This is a genomic window from Coleofasciculus sp. A1-SPW-01, from assembly GCF_040217205.1.
Classification (GTDB): domain Bacteria; phylum Cyanobacteriota; class Cyanobacteriia; order Cyanobacteriales; family Coleofasciculaceae; genus Coleofasciculus; species Coleofasciculus chthonoplastes_A.
Genome location: NZ_JAVJNP010000006.1, coordinates 82,674 through 107,551 on the forward strand (window position 1 = coordinate 82,674; position 24,878 = coordinate 107,551).

Consider the following 24,878-nt stretch of genomic DNA (forward strand, 5'->3'; position numbering starts at 1 on the left):
GAATGGGCAATGGGCAATGGGCAATAGGGAATAGGGAATAGGGAACAGGGAATTCATGATGAACCATTCATGTTACGGATGTATTCGCAAACTGTAGTCAGTTGTTGTTCTAACTCGCCAACGTTTTCTTTGATCGCGGCTAGAGAACCGGAACGTCCATGGTTTTCGACTTGGGCGGCTAATTCTGCGATCGCCTTCATGCCTAAATTGGCGCTTGATCCTCTCAACCGATGGGCTTTCGCATAGATTTGTTCATAGTCTTCAGCCGCAATTCCGGTTTGGATATCTTTTAGATCGGCTTCAGCATGTTCGATAAAAGCGTGCAAAAGTCGTTCTTGAGCCGATTTTTTACCGAGGGTGACACGCTGGAGGTGTTCCCAGTTAATTGGGGAAGTGTTGAGGGTTGAGTTAATGTCTTCCTTTCCCTCTGTTATCTGCCCTTTGTCCTCTGCCTTCTCGTTTCCTTCTTTCATCTGCCCTTTGTCCTCTGCCTTCATAGAGTCGTCTGCCATTTGCCCTTTGTCTTGATCCTGTCTAATCTGGGTTGCCCAATACTCCAATCGTTCGCTCAACATTTCCTCATCAACAGGTTTACTGATATAGTCATCCATACCAACTGCCGAACATCGTTCTCGGTCTTCAGGAAACGCATGAGCGGTTAGAGCAATAATAACCGGATGAGTGCTGCCATAACGCTCAATCAATTTAGTTGTAGTCGCATAGCCATCCAGAACAGGCATCTGACAGTCCATGAGAATGATATCGTAGGAATTTTGCTCGACTAATTCCAGGACAACTTGACCATTGGGGGCGCAGTCGGCTTCATAACCTAACATCTGTAACTGATTGAGAATAACTTGTTGATTGATGGGATGATCTTCAGCTAAGAGGATATTCAGAGGAGTCGCAGGTTGTTTATGAGGAAAATCTCCAGTCGTTGTATGTTGGGCTAGTTCTTCCTCCTGCTGTTCTTTAATCATTTCGGGTGCTACAGCCGCCATTAAACTATCAAATAGCCGTGAAGCTCTCACTGGCTTGAGCAAATAACTCGCCGCTCCCACAGATAGTAATTGTTCGACTTGATCCCGTTGATTCATCGGCGTCATTACCACAGCTTTGGTGTGGCTCAACGCTGAATCAGAGCGAATGGTTTTAATCAGGGACCCATCCTCGATTTGGGGCAGTTGCCAATCACAGATCACCACATCATAAGGCTGGTCAAGACTAGCCGCTTGGCGCAGGGCATCTAGGGACAGTTCTGCGGAGTTGGCTTCATCAATCCCAATTCCCCAGGTATTGACTAAGTAACGCACCGACTGGCGGGTGGTGCGACTTTCGGAAACAACCAACAGTTTCAGATGAGTGAGGGCAAAGGGAGTGGTGGGGGATTCAGCGTTCGTTTGGGTGTCAAATTTTGCCGTAAACCAGAACGTGGAACCTTTACCCACCTGACTTTCCACGCCGATTTCGCCGCCCATCAAATCGACCAACTGTTTGCAGATAGCTAGCCCTAAGCCTGTGCCACCATATTGACGAGTGGTGGAGTTATCAACTTGGGAAAAGGATTGGAAAAGTTTTTCTTGCCCTTCCGGGGAAATGCCCACTCCTGTATCGGACACGGCAAAGTGGAGGGTGGCATTTTTGGAGGTAGCAGTTTCTAACGTGACATGGATAACCACTTCCCCTTGGGGTGTAAATTTGATCGCATTGTTCGCCAGATTTAACAGAACCTGTCGCAGTCTAGCCGGATCACCTTTGAGTTGTCGGGGGACTTTGCGGTCAACTAAGGTTGCCAATTCTAGGTTCTTCGCTTCGGCTTGAGTAGCTAGCACATCAAGAACCGATTCGATGCAGCCATCTAGGTCAAACTCAATGGTTTCAAGTTCCATTTCTCCAGCTTCTAGTTTGGAGAAATCCAGGATATCGTTGATGATGGTCAGTAAATGGTCAGCACTACGGCGAATCGTTTGGCCATAGTCTCGCTGTCGGGGCGTGAGTTGAGTCTGTAATAGGAGTCCCACCATGCCCAAAACACCATTCATTGGAGTGCGAATTTCATGACTCATGTTCGCCAGAAACTTGGACTTGAACCGTACCGCTTCCAGTGCCGCTTCTCTGGCTTCGACTAATTCGTTAATCTGGTCGGTGGCAATGACAATCCCACCAACTTGACCATTGGGAGTATACCAGGGGTTAATTGCCCAGCGCATGTAAACGATAGAACCATCGCTACGTTCCCAGATATCTTCTGGGTTGGTGATCACTTGCCCGGTGAGTGCCCGTTGATGAATCTGTTTCCAGTGTTCCGGTACATCTGGGATGACGTCGTAATGGCAGCGACCAATGATGGATTCTCCCTCAAGCCCTTGCACCGTGAGCCACTTTTGGGAATGAGCCATATAGTGCATTTCCTTGTCAAACATTGCCATTGCCATGGGCGCACTGGCGATCACTTGTTGCAGTTGTCGGCGCTCTCGCTCTAATGAGTTTAAGGTATTGTCGAGGAGTTGGATTTGCTCTTGGGTTTGAGCGTAGAGATGGGATTGGGTGCAAGCACTGGCAATTTGTTTAGAAATCGCTTCTAAGAGTTCGATGTCGCTGGGACTCCACGACCAACTGGTGGTGTGGATACAGATTAAATAGCCCAAGGATCGGGTTTGAGGACGGATGGGAATCGCTGAATAGTGACCATTTTCCAGGATATAGGTTTCCTCTGAAGAGGTAGCAGGATGGGACGAGAAAGGGTTATCTGGGGTGTTTTCTAAACCAGCATTATCAGATTGACCATTGATCGTGGATACTTTGAAATTAACGGTCTCACCCTTGCGTAACTGAGTTTCTAAGTTACCGGACGTCGCTATCTTTAACTGTCTACATTCGCTCGATAAACCCTCCTCCGTGTACATATATGCAATTCTTAACGTCTGATTGTCGAGCAACCAGCCGAAAATGACTCGTTCTAAGCCCAGCAGAGATGTCAATTCTTCTAAAGTAGCGGGTAAGGTGCGATCTAGGTCGAGTGAGGAATGAATGCGATTAGTCAAACGGTTGAGCAATGCTTCTTTGGCGGCTTTAGCCCGTGTCATCTCAAAGAGTTTCACCTGTCGCCTGATGAAAAATATGGCAACGAACAAGAGGGCAACCAGAACGATAGCTAGCAAGTTGAGTGACCAGATCGGACTTTCTATTTTCTCATCGTTCATGACTAAGGCAATCGACCAGTTTGCCTCTTCTAGGTGGACATACGCCACGTAAACGGATTCCCCGAACAGGTTTGCCTGTTGAATTCCTTGTTCTTGGTTCACCATCTGGCTAGCGATCGCGGCTAGATCCGGTTCGGTTGACTCCAGTAAACTGGAATCAGGTTTTCTTTCAGTTCCTAAGGGTTTTTCCTCTGGATAAACAATCGGCACGCCTCTAGAGTTGAGGGCAAAGGCGTAGCTATCCTTGCCATAGGATATCTTTTCAACAACTTCTTCCACGCGCTCAATATCGATCGCACCCGCCGTTGTACCAACGGTTAGGGGAGGCTGAGGGGGCATTGCCACAATCGGGGCGGCAATGGCAATAATCGGTAATTCGGTCGCCCGACTGATTAGGGGATCAGAGACATACACTTTTCCCGCCATCGCCTGTTGGAAATGTTGGCGATCTTGAACATTCCCCTGACCTTCATTGCTGCTTTGAAAGGTTCCATCCGCCCTGATCACAGAAAACGAGGTAAAATCCCGGCTGCGTTGGACTTCTCGTTGCAAGTACGGTTTAATCTGCGACCAGTCCATCGATCGCAGAATTGGGGTACTGGCTATCGTTTCGACTTCCGCCTTGCGCGTGGCTAGCCAGCGATCGATTTCACTGGCTTCTGCTTGCACTGAATTGAGCGCGTTTTGTTTGATGTTTTCTAGGATTAGCTGGCGCACTCCAAAATAGCTGACTGTGGCGACAGCGCCAATCGCCACCGTGGTTAGACCCACTACCACCCAAACTAGAAAATGACGGGGACGCCAAGACTTATGAGGTTGTGCCAACGGTTGCTGGTCATTATCTTGGGAGGTCGTTTCTAGAAAGGGTGGTTTGTTCATCATTGGTCAAACGTCAAAACTATTGACTGGGTTTAGCTTGGGGGAAGGGTTGGTCAAGTTACACCCTGCTGAAGGAGGTGTTTTCATCGTCAGCAATTGACTAGAGTTCTCAGCAAGTTGAGGATAGTCTAGGTAAAGGTGTTTGAGCCTCGGTTGTTCTCGATGATCCTTTAGTTCTAGTTTTCTTGTATCACATCCGTGTTAGACCTTGAGCGCTAGCCATTGAGCTAGGCGCTGTTTGTCGTCGGCGCTTGATTTGCCACGATAAGCTTTGATGCTAATTGTCGGTTATAGGTGCAGTCCTTGCCCTTGGGCTACTAATTTGATAGTCAGACTCGTTCGGAAATTTATCTGGATTAACGCAAAAACGACAGGAGTGCAGGCTTTATGTCAGGATCTTAGCTTTGTAAAAGTTCTCGCTAGATAGATAGTAGAGTTAAACCAAACATCTAAAGGAACTCGATCACTTCTCTCATTGTACCTAGTTTTTTATCCTTATCAGCAACTGATTTAAGCCTCCCTTTATCTGGATTATTTATCTCATTTTTAATTGTATAAGGTATAATATTAGCTTGGTGCTGAGTATTTATACTCTTTAACGCTTAAAAGCCAGAATAGGCAACAGCTTAAGACAGGTTTAAGAGTTGAGAGTCTAGAGCGTAGAATCCTTTCTGATGGCTGATTTTCATTCTTTCCTTGTCCAATCAATCAAGCCAAATGTCATAAGATAAACTTAAGTTATTGGTAACAAAACCTTTGATATCAAGTTTCCACCACAATTCACCGTAAGTGTAATGATTTGAGCCTCCATCAAGGACATTGCAGCAGACGATACGCCTGTTCCCGGATTCACGGGATACGCTGGAAAACAAGCAGCGCTTAGACTCAGACGCAATCTATTTCCGTTGGCAATTTTAATACAAGTCGGCTGGAGTTCAATCCTAACAGGTTTTGTTTCTTGACCCAGACTTACAGTCGCATACCCCTGAGTGAAATTATAAACGATCTCATTCGGAAAGACTTCCGATAACACGGCACAGAGATCAAAACTCAATTGCTCAGCATGGCAGAAAACCTCTACCGCGACATCCCCCATTAGAGATAAATCGTCAGCAAACGGGGCTGAAGTATACGTTAAAACATCAGTGCGGCTATCAAGAGTAGAACGATCAAAGGAACCCGCAGGTATTGCTGCATGACCCCCTAAGGCAGGAACCGGACGCCAGGGATCATGAACAAAAACATCAGTTGCAGCCGATAAGACAGACAATGGATCAGATGATTCCGATTGAGGGATGAGAGTCCCAGAATCGTTTCGCACACTAGCTAAACCCGTGCTGGAAAGACAATAGGATTTCTGATTATCTGACAACCACGTATCAAAATAACGCCATTGATTACTGCCCATTTCAAATAAATAGACAGGCGGTTGATGCAACAATTCGCTATCAATTCCCTTAAGAAACTGATCAAACCAACGCACTTGTAACCTATCCACAGAACTTACCGCCTCTGTGCCAAAATCTCTTGCGCCGACTTTCTGTCCCCAAGGCAGATGCGCCCAGGGTCCGACAATCAAATGCTGGGGAAATTTACTCCGATTTGCCATGTCTTTATAGAGGCGCAGATTACCCCGCAGATAGGGATCAAACCAACCGCCAATATGCAGCATCGGCAAATCCACACCGTCGAGGTTAGGTGAGAATTTTTGCCAATAATCTCCGGGTTCAGGATGATTTAGCCATTCATAGTAAAACGAATTTGGCGCGTATTTGTTTAAACTCTCAATAAATTTGGAGGATGGATTATAAAAAGGCAAATCGCGAGAGGCAGTATAGAGAATTTGATAGGCAATAGCATCACCCTTTAATCGGGCAGTTTCGGCAGCTAATTGCACCGCCCAGCCTAAATTGGCTTGTAAACAAAATGCCCCATTTTCATACGCCCAATCTGCATATAAATCATACGCCATCATCGCCGGACAAATGGTTTTCAACGCGGGCAGATTTGCCGATGCTGCATACAGTTGAGTCATCCCCTGATAGGAAAAGCCATACATACCCACTTGTCCATTGCTACCGGGTAACTGTGACACCCAGTTAACGGTATCAATACCATCAGCAACTTCGTGGACAAATAGCTGAAACTCGCCCCCAGAGGTTCCCCGTCCTCGCACATCCTGAATCACGACGATATACCCCTGGGCGGCATACCAAGTGGGATGAGCATAGACTACTGTAGAAGCGATCGCCCTTCCGTAAGGTTGTCGCATCAGGAGTACGGGCAAGTCTGTATTAGTATCAGGATAGTAAATATCAGCATCTAGACGAATTCCATCGCGGGTTAACATGGATGCTGTTTGTTTATTAATTTTGGTCATTGGTCATTTGTTATTTGTTATTTGTTATTTGTTATTGGCATAATTAAAACAAAGAATGGTTTATTTATAATATGACAGACAATCCTCGCGTTACGGTTTGGAATGAGTATCAAGTGGAAAAACAACAACCTGAGGTTGCCAAGATTTATCCTGATGGAATTCATTACGCGATCGCGCAACATTTGCAATCCTCAGGATTAACGGTTAAAACTGCCACATTAGACCAACCTGATCATGGATTAACTGATGCTATCCTCAACCAAACCGATGTTTTAATCTGGTGGGGACACATTGCCCATGACCAAGTACAAGACGCTATTGTGAATAAAGTCCATCAGCGCGTTTTGTCTGGCATGGGTCTAATTGTATTGCATTCGGGTCACTTTTCCAAAATTTTTAAACGACTGATGGGTACGTCATGTAGTCTCAAATGGCGCAACAATGGCGAAAAAGAACGACTTTGGGTTCTTGATCCATCCCATCCTATTGCAGCAGGTTTAGACGACTCGTTTGAACTGGCGGCTGAGGAAATGTATGGCGAGTTTTTTGATATCCCTAACCCCGATAGTTTAGTCTTTATCAGTTGGTTTGAGGGGGGTGAAGTCTTTCGCAGTGGCTGTTGTTTTCACCGAGGTCGAGGTAAAGTTTTTTACTTTCGTCCTGGTGACGAAGCTTATCCCACCTATTATCAGCCTAATGTATTGCGCGTTATTACCAATTCCATTTACTGGGCAAGTCCTTTAAATTAGTTGATTGTTGATTGTTGAACTCGTCACTTTGTTCGAGGACAGGTTTTTCTGTAGGGGCGGGTTTAGGACATTTCGTTTCGCCATTGATGATAACCTTTATTAAAAACCCGCCCTGATTCTGGATTTCAATCTCTTAAACTGTCATGCATTTAAATTGGGTATTAGTAGCGAGCAAGATGCTCGCACTACAAGGCTTTCGCCATTACTGATATTAAGGTTTAAATGCCGAACAGCTTACAAGTACAAAATGACGAACGAATGATAATCTCCGTCGTTCACGTTTTTATTTATTTAACACGGAACCACCGCATCAGTACGTCCCAAGACGCGAAAATCTTCCTCATCCAAATTAACAGGTGTACCGCTGCGAATCAGTTCAACAAAATCCTCATTAGGAACCATAAAACATAACGCATATAAACGACCATTACCCGTATTTATAATTTCATGAATACCCGTTGGTGGCACTAATAAACTATCTCCTGCCCGAAATGGCACATTTTTGCCATCACACCGGGCAATTCCTTCCCCTTTGAGGATAAAAAACATTTCTACAGCAATCTGATGACGATTCGGGGGAGTTTTGCCGCCTTGATCAAAAATCTCCACACAAACAGTTAATGATGAATCCGCGATCGCGGGATCGAAGATAATAGCTAAACGGTTGCTATCCTGGGGACTAATGCGATAGGCTTGGTAGTCCTTAGGGGATTTCATAACGGGAATCATACACCGGGATTCCATAGGTTGTTTCTCCTGAAATTCATCATTTGTCATTTGTCATTCGTTTTTGATGCAAACCGTTGATAGCGGCTAACTTTCCCCATTTTCCTTGTCTACCCTGCCTCTGTGTCCTCTGCATTCTGATTTTTTTACGCTTTTAAAGCTTTAATAAGTAATTGGGAATCGCTAGTAAACCCAAAACACTGATTAACATTATAAATCGTGGCTTTAAAGCAGTAATCAGGAGACGTTGTTGCCGCACAATCTTTGAGTAGCACGCAATCATATCCCAGGAAGTTAGCATCTTGTAATGTTGCCATGACACATTGATCAATGTTGACACCCGCAAAGAAAAGAGTGGTTTTGCCCATATTGCGTAAAATACTGTCTAAGGCAGTGTCCCAGAAACCACTCATGCGATATTTGTCAATATAAATATCTTCGGGTTCGTGGTTTAATCCATCTACAATTGCCGCTGCCCAACTGTCTTTGGTTAGCACTTTTGCCCCATTTTTAGGCAAGGGATCACCGAGTCCAATTCCTGCACCTGTAGGATCATAAACATGACGCAATCCAGCACTAATATTGAGTAAGTCGGGACGGTTTCCCCAGTTCACCCAAATCACAGGAACGTTGACATCTCGTAGCTGGGGAAGCAAGCTTGTCAGGGATGCAATTGGGCTGCGGGCGGGGGTTACGTCTACGCCAATATGGGCTAACCAGCCATCGGGATGACAGAAGTCATTTTGCATGTCGATGATCAGGATGGCAGATTTGACTAAATCCAGGCGCAGGCTTTTGGTTTCAGTGGTAAGGGTAATTGGGTGAGGGGTTAGGGAGGGGCGAGTCAAATCCGCGATCGCATCATTCACTCCCCAAGCATTGGGGGCTACACCTAATGTCCGTAACGGTTGATTCATGGCAGTAATGATAGACATGCCAATAATTGTACTCAGGATTGCGCGGCTGACCAGACATAAGCCAAAATAGAAGAATGCGATCAGTAAGGCATTTCTAATGCGATCGCGCTTCGCCAGGGGACATACCATTAAAGTGAATAGCACTGACTTTAGAGTTTATAGTAAGCGCTAAAGTGCTTCTGGCACGCTTCGTGCCTACTACGAACAAAGTATTGATTTATCAAGTTTTATCCGTGAGTTTTACTAGGTTTAATCGGGTTTCAGATCAATTTGAGCGATATTTATGAAAACGTCAATTTTGCCGATAGTGAGGAATAGAAGTATCGTGGCGAAATGTCATGCTGAACGGAGCGACAGCGGAGTGAAGCATCTCGACCTAAGTAGTAGAACGGTCAACAACCCCACCCACAAGGGGATGGGGCTTGTAACTAGGCGAAGTGACCTTCGCCCATTGTGCTTTGAGTCGGGTCGCCCTCTACTCAACCGGAAAGAGGGCGGGTTTAATTAAGTTATTAGTTTTTGCTGGCATGTTATCGGTGAAACCCGCCCCGGAAAGACGTGCCATGATACGTCTCGACATCTGTATAATAAGCTGTTCGGCATTTCTTTTTACTCTAGAACATAACGTTTGGCACTTATTCCACCGTGACTGATTTTGCTAAATTCCGAGGCTGATCCACATCTAAACCCCGTCGCGCCGCAATATGATATGCCAAAAGTTGTAAAGGCATCACGGCTAAAATTGGAGACAGTAATTCTTCAACAACGGGTACCGATAATAAAATATCAAATGTTTGAGCCGCTTCTGGATCATGCATCGGTGTCACGCCAATTAATCGCGCATCTCGCGCCTTGGCTTCTTGGGCATTAGATAACACCTTTTCATACACAGTACCCGGCATCGCGATCGCCACCACGGGAACTTTAGAATCTAATAGGGCAATGGGTCCGTGTTTCATCTCCCCCGCTGGATACCCTTCGGCGTGAATATAGCTGACTTCCTTAAGCTTCAACGCCCCTTCTAAGGCAATGGGGAAATTAATCCCACGCCCCAAAAAGATGAAATCTTGGGTTTCGTCAAACTCATGGGCTAATTCTTCCAGATAATGTTCCTGACGCGATAACACCAACTCAATCTGGGAGGGAAGTTGACGCAACCCGGCAATAATTTCGGCAATCCGTGACGGGGATAGGGTTTGACGTTGATAGGCTAAATCCAGGGCTAAACAGTAAAATACCACCAATTGAGTAACAAAGGTTTTCGTTGCCGCAACACCAATTTCCATTCCCGCAAACGTCTCAATAATATGCGGGACTAAATGTGCCAGAGAACTCTCGGAACGATTGGTAATCCCCACCAGTCGCGGCTGATACTCTTGTCCTAAACCGATACGCCGTCGTTTTTCCATCTCCAACGCCGCTAAGGTATCAGCAGTTTCTCCCGATTGAGTGACGCCAATGGTGAGGGTATTGCGCGTCAAGGGTGAGGGGGCATAGCGGAATTCTGAGGCATATTGTACCATCGTGGGAATTCCAGCGAGTTGTTCGATCAGGTATTTCCCGACAAGACTGGCGTGCCAACTGGTACCACATGCCAATATCTGGACGTGTTCTAAGTTTTCATACAACGACTCAGGAAGTCCCAATTGTATTGGCGTGGTTATGGATGGGGTGTCTCCGGCGACTGGGTTTTGATCAGGTATCGCGCTACTGCTATCATTTTCTCCCGCAGACCAATCACTGCTAATATAAGCTTCTAAACAGGTTCGCACTACACCCGGTTGCTCAAAAATTTCTTTGAGCATGAAATGACGGAATCCCTGTTTCTCGACTTGTACGGGATTCCAGTTGAGGGTGCGGGGGAATTTGCGAAGACGTTCCCCGTTAAAGTTATAGACTTCTGCCCCTAGGGGGGTTAACCGTGCCAGTTCCCCATTCTCTAGGTTCAATACCGCATGGGTGTGGGGGACGAGGGCGGGAGTATCGGAGGCGCAGAAGAATTCCCCTTGACCAAATCCCAGGATCAAAGGAGCCTGTTGTCGTGCGACAATCAGTTCATCGGGATAGTCGGCACAAATAATCGCGATCGCAAACGCACCATGGAGTTGATTCACCGCTTGGCGCACGGCGTCTAAAAAGGCATTCGGGTGTTGAAAATCTGGGGTTGAGGGTTCGGGGAGACACTCGGCAATTAGGTGGGGAATCACTTCAGTATCGGTATCAGAACGGAATTCATGTCCCCGTTTTTTCAAGTCTTCCCGTAATTCCCGATAGTTTTCCACGATGCCATTTTGCACCACCGCCACGCGCTGATGGGTGTCGGTATGGGGATGGGCATTATATTCTTCAGGTTTCCCGTGAGTTGCCCAACGGGTATGTCCAATACCGAGTCGGGCTTGGTTATCGGTACGTTCCAGTTTTTCTCGTAAATTGTAGAGTTTGCCTTTAGCGCGAACGCACTGAATTTCCCCTTCCCAAACGGTGGCAATTCCGGCAGAATCATAGCCTCGATATTCGAGTCGTTCTAACCCTGCCATTAAAATATCTGTTGCTGGTTGCGTGCCGATATAACCAACGATTCCACACATTGAACCGCTCCCTCCTCAAACATGATGCCTTCAACATCTTATGCGATATAGGCTAGAGAGCAACCCATGGGAACGTCAAGAATCATTACCATGACTTAAGCCAGGTTTAGCCGTGATCAGCTTTTCATCATTAAAACGTTATTTATTCAGAGGGACACCATGTCGTGTCCCTACTAAATTTGCCTTTTTGTATTCAAATTTACTGAAAAATTGGCAATTTCTGAGTAAGGACACAGCAGCATTACCATGCAAGCCACAGCTCGAATACCAATGCCCCTGTATCCCTACAATGGTATAGATTGGTTTCAAGACACCGTTAGTAGGCAAGACCCATACTGCGGGTGGTTTCAGCGCCAAGATAAACCCGAACGCTCAAGAAATCGGTCGGACAAGCGGTTTCGCAGCGCTTGCAACCGATACAATCTTCAGTACGTGGAGACGAGGCAATCTGACTAGCTTTACAGCCATCCCAGGGTACCATCTCCAACACATCGAGGGGACAAGCCCGTACACATTGGGTGCAACCGATGCAAGTGTCGTAAATTTTGACGCTATGAGACATAGAATAACGACTCCAAACGAGAATTATCGGTGATTGATTTAGATATCCTCCCCACGCTAACCCTAATTAGGGATAGTCAGGGATTCTAATGGCATACTGTTTACCTGATGACTCAGGTAAGGTGGTCACAGTCCCAACTTTTGACAAGCCCCCGTTATCCCTTATTCAAGTTAACGGTAGGTTCTGTGACAGTACGCAATCTATTATTGCAGATGGATCTGCTCACACACGGGCGATCGCTCTCGCCGTCTAATCAACGATTATGACAGGAGTATTCTCGCCGATCGCAGTAAGACAGACGATGGATTAAGGCTTAGTGTACCGCAGCGATCTCATCTGTTTGAGCATTAAGTTACAGAACTTCAAACTCTGTAACATTTGCGGGTAATTTAAAGCGGACATATAAAGAATAACGGCAAAAAAGTCAAGTACAATTATGTCATCAATCTTAGAAAACAAAGACCAACAACATCCCCAAGAAAAGAGCGATCGCGCCCTAGTGGATCGTCTCTTGGAAATCAAAGCAGATCCGACGGATTATCAGTTGACGGAATTGGCGCGATTACGGATTCGCTATTCTCGATTTCCTGGCGCTAGAGAGATTCAACAGGGGCTTGAACGGATTCTCCAGCAGTGGAGTTTGACCGAAGACAGGTTATTTGAGTTAACCCGTCAAATCCACAGCCAGGGTCACGTTTACAAGCAACCTAAATCAGTCGAGACTCCAGATGACTGGAGTTAAGTCGGTGGAGAGAATAAACGTTATAGCAACCGCCATAGTGGTTAGGACACATCATTTATGTTCCAGACGTTGCATGCAAAGTCTCTACTGGTTTAGCCTTTAATCTTGTGGCAAGCTAACCTCTACCCTCTTCCTAAACCTGCGAATTTCCCTCAGGGTTTATGTTTGCTTCTCGCAATAATTGTTCTAATCGATTGGCACGTTCAATTGCATTTGCCTTAGCCTGACGTTCTTGTTGCAGTTGTTCTTGTGCCGTTAACAGTCTCTCCTCTGGATTCAAATATCGCTCTCCTTGGTCATCATACCAATATAACCATTCTCGAGTAATTCCTTGGTAGGTTCCTTCCTCTCGACCAATGCCTAAATTCAGTTCAGATAACCAAACGGGTTCACCTTCTAATAATTGATAGTCTCCAGCTTCTAGCTTGTACACTTCTAAACGAGGTTTTCGTTTTCGGAATGGATTATAGATAATATAGTACCGAACACCTAGTTTAATATAATCTTTTTTCTTCTGCGTATATTCTCCGCGTCTCGTTTGCGATACAACTTCTAACACCATAATGGGAATTTTTTGTTCTTCCCATATTACGTAAGATAAACGCAAATCTGAATCAATAATTCGTGGAACTCCTAGACTCAGAAAAGCATCAGGAACAATGGCTGCTTCATCGGGAGCATAATAAATTCCCATGTCAATTCCCAAAAACCAATCCATCTTTTCTGACCAAATTAATGCTAAAATCGCTTTGAGTAGGCTAGGTACTAAATTTTGTAATTCGTTGTCCACTGCTTTATCATCAGAATCAGGTAAGTCTTCAGCAGAAGGTAAACATTGTTGAGGATTGTAGTTAACTAACATATTGTCTCAAATAATTTAGCGTTGTCCTAACTAAAGCTGGTAAATATCCTGGATTACCCTGGGTTATCCTCACCCTACTGGCTATCAGTATCCGCCACTGACTTTTTAGGAATTGGCGGCATTTTTTTCAGGATATGGTGATGGTGATTCAGTCGATGTTTAGACTTAGTTAACTCCTCATCAATAGATTGTGGATTAAGCTCACGGGATTTATCCACGACCTGAACCGCCGCCGTTGTAATTTCAGCACTGGCGGCTTCGACAACTTGTGCCACCTCAATTTGCTGTTCCAATTGTTCCGTGGAAGAAACAAGTTCACTAAGTCCATTGACTAACTCTTTGAGATTTTGACGGAACGCCGGATCACCCGTTAAATCTTCCAAATCCGATGTAATCTTTTGCGTATTTTCAAAGGTTACCCGTGCTGAATCTAATAGCTGTTGCAATACGATAGCAGTGCTGGGACTGTCCAGGGAATTGGATATATCGCGTAAGTCAGCAGATAACTCAGCCGCATTAGCGGAAAGGGCAACTAAATTTTCGGAGGCGGTTTCGACGTTTTCAATGATGGTGCTGACATCCGCTTGATCAACTTGAGTATTCACTAAATCAATCGTCGTGTTGACATTTTCTAGGGTTGGTCTCAAATCGCTTAACAGAACGCCCAACTGCTCGCTGGTTTGACCCACACTGGTTAACGTTCCGACTAAAACTGCTCGATTTCTGGTGACTAAATCATTTGTTGAGGCAATTAATCGATTGAGTTGCACAGCTGTCTGACTAAATTGATCCGCTGTATCGCCAATGCGTTGAGTTGTCTGGGTAGCCGCTGTGGTGATCGCATCAGACGCCTGAGAAAATCCGCCAACTTCTTGACGCACGGAACGCGATAATAAGGATAATTCACCCGCAAGTTGAGCGATACCACTGGCGGCGAGGGAGGCATTTTGGGCGAGAGAGTTGATGTTATTAAAAAATAGCGGATCGGTATAGATGGTGGTCAAGCGCTCAGTATTGCGGAGAAGTTCAATAAAGCTAACCCCAATCTCACCCTCAATCTGCTCACCACTACAAATAATCACATCCGAATTGCATTCAGACTTCAGAGGGTTCATCGACTGAATATTCGAGGACACTTCCCGAAGTGGGGTAATATCTACCGAGGTTTCGCCAATTAAACCCGATTGATTGGCTTCAATGGCAACATCTTCTGGGATCACTAAGTCTTCTGATGCAATTTCGATGGTGACATCAACACCGTTGGTTGTGGCTTCAATATCAGTAATGTTGCCCACATCAACCCCCCGATAGCGCACGGTGGCTCCTTCTTTCATCCCAGCGACGTTAGGAAAGTTGACGACAAAGCTGTAACTGCGATTGCCAAACTTCAAACCCCGAATCCAAATCGCCAAGCCAGCAAACACGGCGAGTCCAACTAGAATTAATAAGCCAACGGAGCCTTCTCGAATGGTTCGCGATCGCATGGTTTCTCCTCACTGTACCCTTAAGTGGTGAATTGACGGGCATTTGCCTGGATAGACGACAATGACAAAAGACCGATCAAGCCCTTTCTCCCATCCTAACCAACCACCTGAATTGGTCCGCTGGTACTGGCACTGAAAAATTGTCGCACCAGAGGATTATCGGTTGTATCAATCTCGCCGATAGGACCTTGCCACTGTACCTTGCCTTTGTAGAGAAACACAACTCGGTCAGCAGTACGGCGAATTGTACTATCTTGGTGAGTGACCATTACATAAGTCTTACATCCGCCTTCAACACATTGAAGCTGACGGACTAAATCCTCAATTACAGTAGAGGCGATCGGGTCAAGTCCAGCCGTGGGTTCGTCGTAAAGTAAAATTTCCGGGTTATCTTGGGGATTATCCGGGTTCGTCATAATCGCCCGGGCAAAACTCACTCGCCGACGCATCCCGCCTGAGAGTTCCGCCGGATACTGATCAGCAATTCCAGGTAACCCCACCATCTCTAGCTTTTCATCTACTAATTCCCGAATGCGCTCCTCAGACAGTTTAGAATGCTGGTAAAGAAAAAATCCCACATTTTCACGGATGCTGAGGGAGTCAAACAGAGCAGACTGCTGGAACACCATACCGATGCCAATGGGGTCTTTGGCATCTTCAATTAAACCCGAACGCTTTTGTCCTTGCACATAGATTTCACCCCCATCCAGTGGCATTAGACCCGCCATCATGCGTAGAATCGTAGACTTACCCGTCCCAGAGGGTCCAATGATACCTAAGGCTTCGCCCTGATAAATCGTCAGATCAACATTATCCAGGATGACGTTACCCCCAAAGGACTTGGAGACTCCCTTTAGTTCAATCAGTGGTTCTTTCATATTGGTTAAGGGGAGTTGGGGAAGCAATGTTCCAGTGGTCTCCCCCTTTTGAAGGGGGACGGAAGGGGGATCTGAAGGGAAGAGGGGGATCTATAAGCGAAAAAGGGAATTCAAAGCAGGGCAAGGGGGGATAGAGAAAGGGTGAAGGGATCAGAGTGAAGCTGTCCCCGGAGTGGGGGAATACACCCCCAACCCACCTTAACGAGAAGCACTCGCTGCCATGGCTGAATCCGCTTCTGATTCTGCCTCCACCCCAAATACACGACAGAAGGATTTTTGCACCTTATAGCCTGAGTCAATCGACTCCAAGGGGTCTTTCCGCAAGCGGTGACGTAAGCACAACGTAATCACCCGACGAATATCATCGACTGTGACTTCCGTGCGCCCTTCAAAAGCAGCCAGGGCTTTGGCAGCACGGTTAGTGACAATATCCCCTCGCAATCCATCAACATCCAATTCTGAGCAAACCTCAGAAATATTCACCCGCATGTCATAGTCCATTTCAACTTGGGGTAGTTGCGCCTGGGCGGTGACGATTTGCTGCTGCAATGTCTCTTGGACTTCTTGGTGTTCTTTGATGTAATCCAAGGGATTTTTGTCAAACGCGGCGCGTTCCTCCACAATTTTTACCCGCAGCGTTGGCTCTTTGACAGTGCGGATTTCCGCGTGCATGCCGAAACGATCCAGGAGTTGCGGACGCAGTTCTCCTTCTTCCGGGTTGCCAGAACCCACCAACACAAAACGAGCCGGATGGCGAATGGAAATGCCTTCTCGTTCGACGGTATTCCAACCACTAGCTGCCGAGTCTAATAGCACATCAACGAGGTGATCGTCAAGTAGATTCACTTCATCGACATAGAGGATACCGCGATTAGCTTTAGCTAACAGTCCCGGTTCAAAGGCTTTCACCCCTTCGGCTAATGCCTTTTCAATATCAATCGTGCCGCACACTCGGTCTTCGGTTGCGCCCAAGGGCAGATCAACCATCGGCACTTTTTTCTTTACGGTTGAAGCAGATTGTACTCCTCCATCACTATTCATCCAGTCGGGTTCGTTGGGATCGCTATTGAAGGGATCGTCGGCAACCACCTCAATTTCCGGCAACAAGTCAGCCAACGCCCGAATGGTGGTGGACTTACCCGTACCGCGATCGCCCATAATCATTACTCCACCAATTTTGGGGTCAATGACATTCAGCAGCAGAGCCAGCTTCATTTCTTCTTGACCTACGATGGCGGTAAACGGAAAAACGACGCGACGAGCAGTCTTAGGGGCTTGGGCAGTCAGACTCACTTTGATTACCTGATAACCGATAAATCACGCCTTTTATTGTGCCACAACGATGGAACCTTCTGGGAGCTGGGGGAGCTGGGGGAGCTGGGGAAGCCATGTAGAGACGTGCCATGGCGCGTCTGGGAGCTGGGGGAGCTGGGGAAGCTGGGAGACAAAATTTCTATAACCCATTACCCTATTGCCTAAGACACACCGAGCGAAGTCGAGGTGTTGCCTATTGCCTATTGCCTGACCAATGACAAATGACAAATGACAAAATCTGTCCCTATTCCAATAAAGATGCGGTTAACAATGAATAGACCTGACCATCAATCAAAAGGCGGGTAATGCCTTTAGCTTGTAAATAAGAACAGGTTTTCTGCAACATTTTCCCATCAGGCACTTTAATCACGCGCTGGGAACGGTTAGAAAAGCGTCGTGCAACCCTATGATTATCAAAAACTGGCAAAGTTTGTTGCTGGACTTCCTCAGCCGGAATACCTCCCAAGTCACTAAATTCTCGCAGAGGTCGCGCAATTAACTCGGCTGCTCGGTCTATCACTAAATAGCAGGGTTTCGGAAAAGAAGCTTCCGACAGGGGTAAGACTTGAATATTTGCCCCCCTGGGAACATGAGTCGTCGTCAAAGGTTTTGGAATAGCACTATCTTCCTCGTCCTCGTCCTCGTCCTCGTCCCAATCCTCCTCAAAATCCTCATCTAAATCCTCATCTAAATCCTCATCCAAATCTTCATCCAAATCCTCGTCCAAATCCTCGTCCAAATCCATTAAATCTTCATCCAACAAATCCTTTAGGTGGCTGGTTTCTGCCTGATCCATTTCTTCAAGCAGATCTTCTGAGTCTTCTGTATCCCTTTGAGTTTCTGTTCGATTAAACTCCAGAGGCAACTCACCTTGTTTTGCCTGGGATTCTGCATCAGATTGATCAGTTACAGAAGAACGTTTGCGCCGCCGACGTTGATTGGGATACTCAAATCCTGATTCTTCGTCTTCTGATTCTTCCTCTTCCGATTCTATCGAAAGTTGGGGAGAGGGAGAAACCGACAACGATTTAGGTTCAATCCGCTCCACCAGCTTGGGTTTTGGCTTCGTCGCTGACGTCCCTGACCCTGGCGTGCGATTAGCTCGCTTTTGCTGGATGAGGGCTTCATAGTCCGACTCCAACAACGTGCTTTTGAGCAGGCGGCTAATCGTTGAATTACTGACACCATAACGATCAGCCAGGGTTGAGGTTGTCTCTTCTGGCTGTCGATACAAGTTCAAAATATTTTTTTTATCGGTTTCAGTTAGTTTTCTTGGACTCATAGCTAATTTTAAGTTCGCCGACGTGAACCGCGACGAGAACGACTGGAGACGTCATATTCTAGGGCAGCGCCTATGGCAAAAAGTAAGGCACTAAATATAAAGAAGACATCTAGGAGACCCCCACTTTCATAGTCCTGACCACGAGCCTGAGCCAGAGTGCCATAAGCTTTAAACCCCATATCCGCAATGTATAGGGAAAATGTTGCTGCGGCAATCATGCGCCATGATTGGGCAAAGCGCCCCCCCCAAAATGCTAACAAAAGTGTTGAGGCAATGATGAGTAGGAAAACATCAAAAACGATGTATACAAAATTCAACGTTTTTGATAAAGGACTCAGGGCTTGATCCAGGGAAATAACCCAACCGGGCAACTTGCCAGTTTCAGGAACCTCAGCTTCAGTTGTTGCAGCAGCTTCAGGTGGGCTAACTGCCACCCGTAGTGAAAGAGAAGCCACCAAGCGGGGCGATACTGTCGCTGTTGCTGACTCAGTTGTTGGCAATACAGAATTGTCAGCCTCTGACTCTACGGCTACAGGAGGAGCTAATAAAACCCAAACCGCTAAAGCAATCCCCAAAGCAGCGATTAATCCCACCGTTACCCACTGCTTCCACTCTAAATTTAATCGCCTCGGCAGAACGGCTAAAATCATGCCCCAACCAATACAGATATAAGAAATCACGTAAAAGAAATCGGCAGGGGATACATCGGGGTCAAGACCAAAGTATAGCTCCCATACGCCAAATATCAAGTTGGCGATAAAGTAAAAAAGCATACCTAAACCAATTCCCAGCCAGACATTGCGTCCACTGGCAATCTGAGGGCTACGCCAATTTCTATAGCAGAGTAAAGCAGCTCCCAAAAAGGGCAAACACTCTAGGACATAAGTGCTAAAGGAGTACCAAAAGGGATACTCTTCTCCCGGTGGTTTGACGCTAAACAGTAGAAAAAACAGCATAGACACTACTGCCCACCCAATTCCTAGATAGACGATATTCTGACCTGTGAGTAGGGATTGAGTTCCAGATGACTTATCTACAGAGCTGCTCATAATGCTTTCTTTATTTTGAAATCTCTAACAATGGCAATTACGTAAGCAATACTTATTTATAAACTTAGCGGCTGATGTCCTAAAATTCCATCTTGGCAACCATCCATGATACATTTATTTATCCTTGACGTTCTATTATTGCCACAACTTTCCTAGGGGAGAGGATTTGAGCCACTCCATAAACTGACTTTGCTCATTAGCTGGCATATCCTGCAAGATATCGCCCACTCCTTCGGCAAAATTCGCATTGCCAAAGTATTCCTTCCCCAAGCGATAGAGTTCCTGCAATAGAGTAATCAGATGGTGTTCTTCCCATGGAGGAACTTGTAGGGTGTTGAGCGGATCGACAGTCAGTAAGTGATTCACGGCTTCCGGCGAATCGGCTTGGGGAAAATGCCACTGTTGAAAGACATCCGTGATATCCTTCTGAAACAATCCCGCTTGCCTATTTCCAAGTAAATCTTCAACATCCAGGTAAACTGTTTGCAGCAGTAGGAGACAGGCTTGGGTATAGGGAGCAATTTTGGTATCCGGACCGCCTTCTGTACCTAATTGCTCTAGACGAATCTTTCCCCACACACTAAAGCGGTCAGGTTCTTCTAGTAAAACACAAGCTTTTCCCTGATTATCTGTCAAATCTCGCCAGAAGGAGCGGGCTTCTTCTTCCTGATGAGCGCGAAACACGCTGATCAAGCGAAAGGTTTGCCCTTGATAACTGAGAATCGGGATTTGCTGCTCTCGCTTCGGGTGCTGAATGCTAGAAATTTCAACATCCTGCCTTTTCAGAATAAACATAACACTGGCAAATGACTCCTGACCGGGCTAGGGTGGTGCTACAGGACGAGCTGTAATCTAATTAACCATCTATCTTGTCTATTTTGTCTGGGACTTGGGCGAGTCACACAGAAGCCTATCCAGTTTGTGAGCCAATCTCCTAAACTGACAACTTATATGTTTGTCGTGGCTGGATAACTCATCCATGCCCCAAGGTATGAGTGCGATAGTTGACACAAGTTTTGCTCCATTATCTATGTTGGTCTATAGTAGTTTACCTTGACCTCAAGCTACTTGAGTCTTTAGTTTCCTCAAATATTGGGGCAAACACCTCGCACACGCAACAACCAATGTCGGCTACAATGTTACAATCATCAACGATATCCTAGATTTCTGCTACCCTAAACGATAATGAATCTTGCCAGTTAGGGGTTTAATTTTTGTATTATAAATCTATGCCCTCGTAGCTCAGGTGGATAGAGCAAGGGATTTCTAATCCTTTGGCCGTGGGTTCGAGTCCTACCGAGGGCGCTCTAAAATTGGGGAAAAGGTGATGGGACACAGGTGGATGTTAGCGTTAGCGAAACCCAGCCGGACGCCGTCCGGGAGTTGGGTATTAATCCAAACCGCTCCCACTCAAAACTGCTCCATCTTCATTACTCTAGATGCTGTTGACCAATAACCAATGACGAATGACACCTTAATTTTGTACAGCAAACCGGGTTGCCACCTGTGCGAAGGGTTACAAGAAAAGCTTGAACAGACTCAAACGTTAGATTTTCAGCTAGAGGTGCGGGACATTACCCAGCGGGACGATTGGTTCCAAGCTTATCAATATCAAGTACCAGTGTTGTGTTATCACAAAGATGGCAAAGAAATACCGCTTCCTCGCCCTTCACCCCGTTTGAGTGTGCCGCAGTTAGAGAAAATGTTACAGAAATATTTGTAAGCCGCAAAGAACAGCAGCCGACTGGGTATACGAATCGGCTGGAGGTTGGAGTTGGGGTGTTTGTCCTAATACACTGTAAATTAGCGTCTTTTGGTTTCGACCTCGCAGTTTAAAGGATTTAATCGGTTTAGCCTGATAGCGATCGCGTCTGTGTAATCATACCAAGCAACAGGAGTGCTAATCTGAAGTTCTCCGTTGCCCCTATCCCTCTCGTCGTGAGGAGTTGATTGACATGAAGCTACATGACTTACTAAGGGCAATTCCTAACGTGGTGGAAATGCCGAATCATCCAGCACTTGATGCCCAAATCACAGGAATCTGTACAAATTCCCACGCCTGTCAACCTGGCAATTTGTTTATTGGTATGCCCGGAACCCGTGTCGATGGTGGAGACTTTTGGCAAAGTGCGATCGCCTCTGGTGCTGTCGCGGCGTTAATTTCTCCCCAAGCGGCACAAAAACACCCGCCTCAGCCAAAACCTGATGCTGAACCGCCCTGCATTATCTGTGCCACTGACATGACAGTCGCCTGCGCCCAAGCAGCGGCGGCGTTCTATAACTACCCCACCCGCCAGCTTCAGTTAGTTGGCGTTACGGGTACGAATGGCAAAACTACCACCACCCATCTAATTGAATTTATCCTCACCCAAGCCCAGCGTCCCACTGCCCTTTTTGGTACCCTTTATGCCCGATGGCAAGGATTTTCCCAAACGGCGGTTCACACCACACCGTTTCCCGTAGAATTGCAACAGCAGTTACATTCAGCCGTAGCATCAGGCTGTGAGTTAGGGGTAATGGAAGTCAGTTCCCATGCCTTGGCACAAGGTCGGGTGTTAGGCTGTGAGTTTGATGTCGCTGTATTTACCAATCTCACCCAAGACCATTTGGATTTCCACCGCGATATGGAGGATTATTTCGCGGCAAAGGCATTATTGTTTAATTCCGATTATCTCCACGGCAAAGCGATTATTAATGCCGATGATCCGTATGGTAAGCGCTTAATCGAAAAAGTTGGACGCGATCGCACCTGGAGTTACAGTGTTCAAAATCCCTCGGCAGATTTGTATACGAGTGACTTGACTTATACACTGATTGGTGTTAAAGGAACGCTACACACGCCAGTCGGTGATGTTACCTTCAATTCTCCCCTGGTAGGTCAGTACAATTTGTCCAATGTGTTAGCTGCTGTTGGTGCAGTGTTAAATTTAGGGTTAGATCTAAAAACAGTAGTCACCACCTTAAACCAATTTCCGGGAGTACCGGGGCGGATGGAACGGGTGCAACTTAAACCGGATCAGGATATTAGCGTAATTGTCGATTATGCCCATACACCAGATAGTTTGGAGAACTTGCTCAAAGCCGCCCGACCGTTTATTCAGGGGAGAATGATTTGCGTATTTGGATGTGGAGGCGATCGCGATCGCACCAAACGTCCGAAGATGGGGAAAATTGGCGCAGAATTAGCCGATGTCGCGGTTGTGACCTCCGATAATCCTCGTACTGAAGACCCAGAACGGATTATTCAAGATATCTTAGAAGGGATTCCGGCGACTGTAGAGCCAATCGTAATGAGCGATCGCGCCACAGCGATTCGCACGGCTATCTTAGACGCCAAACCGGGTGATGGGGTGCTAATTGCCGGAAAAGGTCACGAAGACTATCAAATACTAGGAACCGAAAAAATTCACTTCGATGACCGTGAACAAGCGCGAGAGGCTCTAGAGCGCCGATTTAGTTGATTGGTCATTGGTCATTGGTCATTGGTCATTGGTCATTGGTCATTGGTCATTGGTCATTGGTCATTGGTCATTGGTCATTGGTCATTGGTCATTACGTGAAGTCGGGGCGGGTTTAGTTACATCTGGGTGTAACCAAAAAGATAGTAGTAAAACCCGCCCCTACACAATCTCCCCCATCTTCTCCACAACCTAATGAACTCACCACCGACACCGGATTTGTCCCTTTACCAGCTAGCGCTGGATAATTTGACAACACCTCAGTCTCTCTCAATCAGTCCAGTGGGACTCAAAACCTTGATTGGAGCTATGGTTGATGTCCTGATTGAAGAAAAAATCCCCGCCACAATCTGGGTGAAGTCCCCATCTGTCGCCGGGTGGCGGGAGGAACTGTGGCGGTATCGACAACAGAGGGGTATTCCGCAAACCCTCTATTGGTGTAACTGTGTTGGTGAAGTCTCTGATGCGATCGCGTCCCAGGATGACCTAGCCGCGAACCCTGATGCTCAACTCTTTCCCATTCAGCTAGCCGCCGGAAGCCAGCTTAAACGCGAATCGTTTTTATTAGTTCTGTCTGAGCAATTGACCACTCTGATTGTGGCATATCAGCTACCTGAGGGAGAAACTTCTCATCAGTCTCAGTCATGGCTGGCTATTTGTACATTTGAACGACGAGTGATCTATCGGGTGTTGCAGAGACTCAGAGGAAGTATTGCGATCGCGGATAGTACGCCTGATGAGCTACTTGCTGGAGGGAACAACCGATTTTCCTTGGTTCAATCAACAGATGAGAAGACGTTAATCACCCAGGTATTAGTTAAACAATTACAACGAACGGCGGAAATTCTCCAGTCAGGAACAATGGCTGAATCGGGACAGGATAGCGCCATTACCCAATTAACCCATCACCTCAGCCATAAAGACGAACTCCTACGGCGAGTGGCGCAGGAACTGAAAACTCCATTAACGAATATGAAAACAGCGCTGAGTCTCTTGGAATCGCCTCAACTCAAACTCGCCCAGCGTCAACGTTACCTACAGCTTCTCAATAGTGAATGCGATCGGCAAAATTCATTAATTGTGGGATTGTTGGATTTAGTTGCAGCCGACGAACCCCAAGCGGGAGTCAAATCTGTCGTGGAATTGGCAGAAATTATTCCCGGTGTGGTGAGTACCTATCAACCATTGGCTCAAGAGAAAGGAATTCAAGTCGGTTATACGATTCCCGCAGATCTACCGAGGGTTTCCTGTTTAGAAACCTGGTTACGGCAAATCGCCATTAATTTACTGCACAATAGTCTCAAATTTACTCCCGCCGGAGGTCAGGTGAGGGTACTGGGAAGTCTTCAGGGGGAATATGTTCAGTTGGCATTTACTGATACAGGAAACGGAATTGCAGCCAGTGAAATTCCCAAGATTTTTGATAGTTTTTATCGAGGACGCCCCATTCCTGGTGAAGAAATGGGAGCGGGTTTGGGATTGACCATTGTGCAGCAATTATTATTACGTTGTGGAGGTTCGATTTCGGTAACCAGTCAAGTAGGGAAAGGATCGACATTTAAAGTATTATTGCCTGTTGTTGGTGATGCTCAATGAGACAGGTTGTAAAAATACTGGCAAGTTTTACCTCACTTTTGGTCAATTCCTGAACTATCGCTGTTACGCTAAGCTGTCATGCATTTAAATTGGGTATTAGTAGCGAGCAAGATGCAAAGCCTGCGGCATGGCTTCGCTAAAGCCTGCGGCATGGCTTCGCTAAACGCACTACAAGGCTTTCGCCATTATTGACATTAAGGTTTAAATGC

Annotated in this window: 19 protein-coding genes and 1 tRNA gene; 7 read left to right on the plus strand and 13 right to left on the minus strand. The window is 46.3% G+C overall.

What is annotated here, in order from left to right; genetic code table 11:
- Positions 1-53: 53 nt before the first annotated feature.
- Together RH949_RS00760 and RH949_RS00765 are read right to left on the minus strand one after the other, a co-directional pair.
- Positions 54-4,085, minus strand: a complete 4,032-nt coding sequence (locus RH949_RS00760) for a response regulator (protein ID WP_446351625.1) — start codon at positions 4,083-4,085, stop codon at positions 54-56.
- Positions 4,086-4,815: 730 nt separating this feature from the next.
- Positions 4,816-6,462 carry a CocE/NonD family hydrolase gene (locus RH949_RS00765; RefSeq protein WP_446351626.1) on the minus strand — a complete coding sequence of 549 codons (1,647 nt, stop codon included), beginning with the start codon at positions 6,460-6,462 and terminating at the stop codon, positions 4,816-4,818.
- 71 nt (positions 6,463-6,533) lie between these two features.
- Between RH949_RS00765 and RH949_RS00770 the strand changes: the two genes are divergently transcribed.
- Complete coding sequence (locus RH949_RS00770) at positions 6,534-7,211, plus strand: ThuA domain-containing protein (RefSeq protein WP_446351627.1); 678 nt, start codon at positions 6,534-6,536, stop codon at positions 7,209-7,211.
- Between the two features lie 291 nt (positions 7,212-7,502).
- On the opposite strand, the gene RH949_RS00775 is transcribed toward RH949_RS00770, so the two are convergent.
- From RH949_RS00775 to psaC, 4 genes are all read right to left on the minus strand, one after another.
- Positions 7,503-7,955, minus strand: coding sequence for a cupin domain-containing protein (locus RH949_RS00775; RefSeq protein ID WP_446351637.1), 453 nt, complete (start codon positions 7,953-7,955; stop codon positions 7,503-7,505).
- A 128-nt stretch (positions 7,956-8,083) separates the two neighbouring features.
- A complete protein-coding gene (locus tag RH949_RS00780; protein WP_044205982.1) occupies positions 8,084-8,854 on the minus strand; it encodes a cysteine hydrolase family protein in 771 nt (256 codons plus the stop codon).
- Between the two features lie 635 nt (positions 8,855-9,489).
- Positions 9,490-11,442, minus strand: a complete 1,953-nt coding sequence (gene glmS, locus RH949_RS00785) for a glutamine--fructose-6-phosphate transaminase (isomerizing) (protein WP_446351628.1) — start codon at positions 11,440-11,442, stop codon at positions 9,490-9,492.
- 316 nt (positions 11,443-11,758) lie between these two features.
- The gene (gene psaC / locus RH949_RS00790; protein WP_071777200.1) at positions 11,759-12,004 is read right to left on the minus strand and encodes a photosystem I iron-sulfur center protein PsaC; all 246 of its coding nucleotides are present in this window, start codon (positions 12,002-12,004) and stop codon (positions 11,759-11,761) included.
- Between the two features lie 436 nt (positions 12,005-12,440).
- Here psaC and RH949_RS00795 point away from each other — a divergent pair, with 436 nt between their 5' ends.
- Positions 12,441-12,746 (plus strand): DUF3288 family protein, encoded by a 306-nt coding sequence (locus tag RH949_RS00795; protein WP_006099781.1) that lies wholly within the window; start codon positions 12,441-12,443, stop codon positions 12,744-12,746.
- A 133-nt stretch (positions 12,747-12,879) separates the two neighbouring features.
- On the opposite strand, the gene RH949_RS00800 is transcribed toward RH949_RS00795, so the two are convergent.
- The 4 genes from RH949_RS00800 to bchI form a co-directional block, all read right to left on the minus strand.
- Positions 12,880-13,608 (minus strand): Uma2 family endonuclease, encoded by a 729-nt coding sequence (locus RH949_RS00800; RefSeq protein ID WP_446351629.1) that lies wholly within the window; start codon positions 13,606-13,608, stop codon positions 12,880-12,882.
- A gap of 74 nt (positions 13,609-13,682) precedes the next feature.
- The gene (locus RH949_RS00805) at positions 13,683-15,092 is read right to left on the minus strand and encodes an MlaD family protein (RefSeq protein ID WP_006099851.1); all 1,410 of its coding nucleotides are present in this window, start codon (positions 15,090-15,092) and stop codon (positions 13,683-13,685) included.
- A 95-nt stretch (positions 15,093-15,187) separates the two neighbouring features.
- Positions 15,188-15,970 (minus strand): ABC transporter ATP-binding protein, encoded by a 783-nt coding sequence (locus RH949_RS00810; protein WP_044205984.1) that lies wholly within the window; start codon positions 15,968-15,970, stop codon positions 15,188-15,190.
- 198 nt (positions 15,971-16,168) lie between these two features.
- Positions 16,169-17,263, minus strand: a complete 1,095-nt coding sequence (bchI, locus tag RH949_RS00815) for a magnesium chelatase ATPase subunit I (RefSeq protein WP_044205827.1) — start codon at positions 17,261-17,263, stop codon at positions 16,169-16,171.
- Positions 17,264-17,373: 110 nt separating this feature from the next.
- Here bchI and RH949_RS00820 point away from each other — a divergent pair, with 110 nt between their 5' ends.
- A complete protein-coding gene (locus RH949_RS00820; protein ID WP_446351630.1) occupies positions 17,374-17,502 on the plus strand; it encodes a hypothetical protein in 129 nt (42 codons plus the stop codon).
- A 26-nt stretch (positions 17,503-17,528) separates the two neighbouring features.
- Here the strand turns inward: RH949_RS00820 and RH949_RS00825 are convergent, their stop codons facing one another.
- From RH949_RS00825 to RH949_RS00835, 3 genes are all read right to left on the minus strand, one after another.
- Positions 17,529-18,566 (minus strand): hypothetical protein, encoded by a 1,038-nt coding sequence (locus RH949_RS00825; protein ID WP_006099892.1) that lies wholly within the window; start codon positions 18,564-18,566, stop codon positions 17,529-17,531.
- An 8-nt stretch (positions 18,567-18,574) separates the two neighbouring features.
- Positions 18,575-19,615: a hypothetical protein gene (locus RH949_RS00830; protein WP_446351631.1), complete on the minus strand. Its 1,041-nt coding sequence runs from the start codon at positions 19,613-19,615 to the stop codon at positions 18,575-18,577.
- A gap of 135 nt (positions 19,616-19,750) precedes the next feature.
- Positions 19,751-20,410: an Npun_F0813 family protein gene (locus RH949_RS00835; RefSeq protein WP_006099605.1), complete on the minus strand. Its 660-nt coding sequence runs from the start codon at positions 20,408-20,410 to the stop codon at positions 19,751-19,753.
- Between the two features lie 436 nt (positions 20,411-20,846).
- Here RH949_RS00835 and RH949_RS00840 point away from each other — a divergent pair.
- From RH949_RS00840 to RH949_RS00855, 4 genes are all read left to right on the plus strand, one after another.
- Positions 20,847-20,920: transfer RNA gene (locus tag RH949_RS00840), tRNA-Arg, on the plus strand.
- A 154-nt stretch (positions 20,921-21,074) separates the two neighbouring features.
- Positions 21,075-21,338 carry a glutaredoxin family protein gene (locus RH949_RS00845; protein ID WP_006099907.1) on the plus strand — a complete coding sequence of 88 codons (264 nt, stop codon included), beginning with the start codon at positions 21,075-21,077 and terminating at the stop codon, positions 21,336-21,338.
- Positions 21,339-21,570: 232 nt separating this feature from the next.
- Positions 21,571-23,076: a UDP-N-acetylmuramoyl-L-alanyl-D-glutamate--2,6-diaminopimelate ligase gene (locus RH949_RS00850; RefSeq protein ID WP_446351632.1), complete on the plus strand. Its 1,506-nt coding sequence runs from the start codon at positions 21,571-21,573 to the stop codon at positions 23,074-23,076.
- Between the two features lie 192 nt (positions 23,077-23,268).
- Positions 23,269-24,669: a DICT sensory domain-containing protein gene (locus tag RH949_RS00855; protein ID WP_446351633.1), complete on the plus strand. Its 1,401-nt coding sequence runs from the start codon at positions 23,269-23,271 to the stop codon at positions 24,667-24,669.
- Positions 24,670-24,878 lie beyond the last annotated feature (209 nt).

Bases quoted from the DNA above. Each gene is read 5' to 3' on its own strand.
- RH949_RS00855 (WP_446351633.1), top strand. From the start codon at position 23,269: ATGAACTCACCACCGACACCGGATTTGTCCCTTTACCAGCTAGCGCTG.
- RH949_RS00850 (WP_446351632.1), top strand. From the start codon at position 21,571: ATGAAGCTACATGACTTACTAAGGGCAATTCCTAACGTGGTGGAAATG.
- RH949_RS00765 (WP_446351626.1), bottom strand. From the start codon at position 6,462: ATGACCAAAATTAATAAACAAACAGCATCCATGTTAACCCGCGATGGA.
- RH949_RS00795 (WP_006099781.1), top strand. From the start codon at position 12,441: ATGTCATCAATCTTAGAAAACAAAGACCAACAACATCCCCAAGAAAAG.
- psaC (WP_071777200.1), bottom strand. From the start codon at position 12,004: ATGTCTCATAGCGTCAAAATTTACGACACTTGCATCGGTTGCACCCAA.
- RH949_RS00780 (WP_044205982.1), bottom strand. From the start codon at position 8,854: ATGAATCAACCGTTACGGACATTAGGTGTAGCCCCCAATGCTTGGGGA.
- RH949_RS00805 (WP_006099851.1), bottom strand. From the start codon at position 15,092: ATGCGATCGCGAACCATTCGAGAAGGCTCCGTTGGCTTATTAATTCTA.
- RH949_RS00820 (WP_446351630.1), top strand. From the start codon at position 17,374: ATGGCGCGTCTGGGAGCTGGGGGAGCTGGGGAAGCTGGGAGACAAAAT.
- RH949_RS00760 (WP_446351625.1), bottom strand. From the start codon at position 4,085: ATGATGAACAAACCACCCTTTCTAGAAACGACCTCCCAAGATAATGAC.
- RH949_RS00775 (WP_446351637.1), bottom strand. From the start codon at position 7,955: ATGGAATCCCGGTGTATGATTCCCGTTATGAAATCCCCTAAGGACTAC.
- RH949_RS00810 (WP_044205984.1), bottom strand. From the start codon at position 15,970: ATGAAAGAACCACTGATTGAACTAAAGGGAGTCTCCAAGTCCTTTGGG.
- RH949_RS00825 (WP_006099892.1), bottom strand. From the start codon at position 18,566: ATGAGTCCAAGAAAACTAACTGAAACCGATAAAAAAAATATTTTGAAC.
- RH949_RS00830 (WP_446351631.1), bottom strand. From the start codon at position 19,615: ATGAGCAGCTCTGTAGATAAGTCATCTGGAACTCAATCCCTACTCACA.
- glmS (WP_446351628.1), bottom strand. From the start codon at position 11,442: ATGTGTGGAATCGTTGGTTATATCGGCACGCAACCAGCAACAGATATT.
- RH949_RS00835 (WP_006099605.1), bottom strand. From the start codon at position 20,410: ATGTTTATTCTGAAAAGGCAGGATGTTGAAATTTCTAGCATTCAGCAC.
- RH949_RS00845 (WP_006099907.1), top strand. From the start codon at position 21,075: ATGACGAATGACACCTTAATTTTGTACAGCAAACCGGGTTGCCACCTG.
- RH949_RS00770 (WP_446351627.1), top strand. From the start codon at position 6,534: ATGACAGACAATCCTCGCGTTACGGTTTGGAATGAGTATCAAGTGGAA.
- RH949_RS00800 (WP_446351629.1), bottom strand. From the start codon at position 13,608: ATGTTAGTTAACTACAATCCTCAACAATGTTTACCTTCTGCTGAAGAC.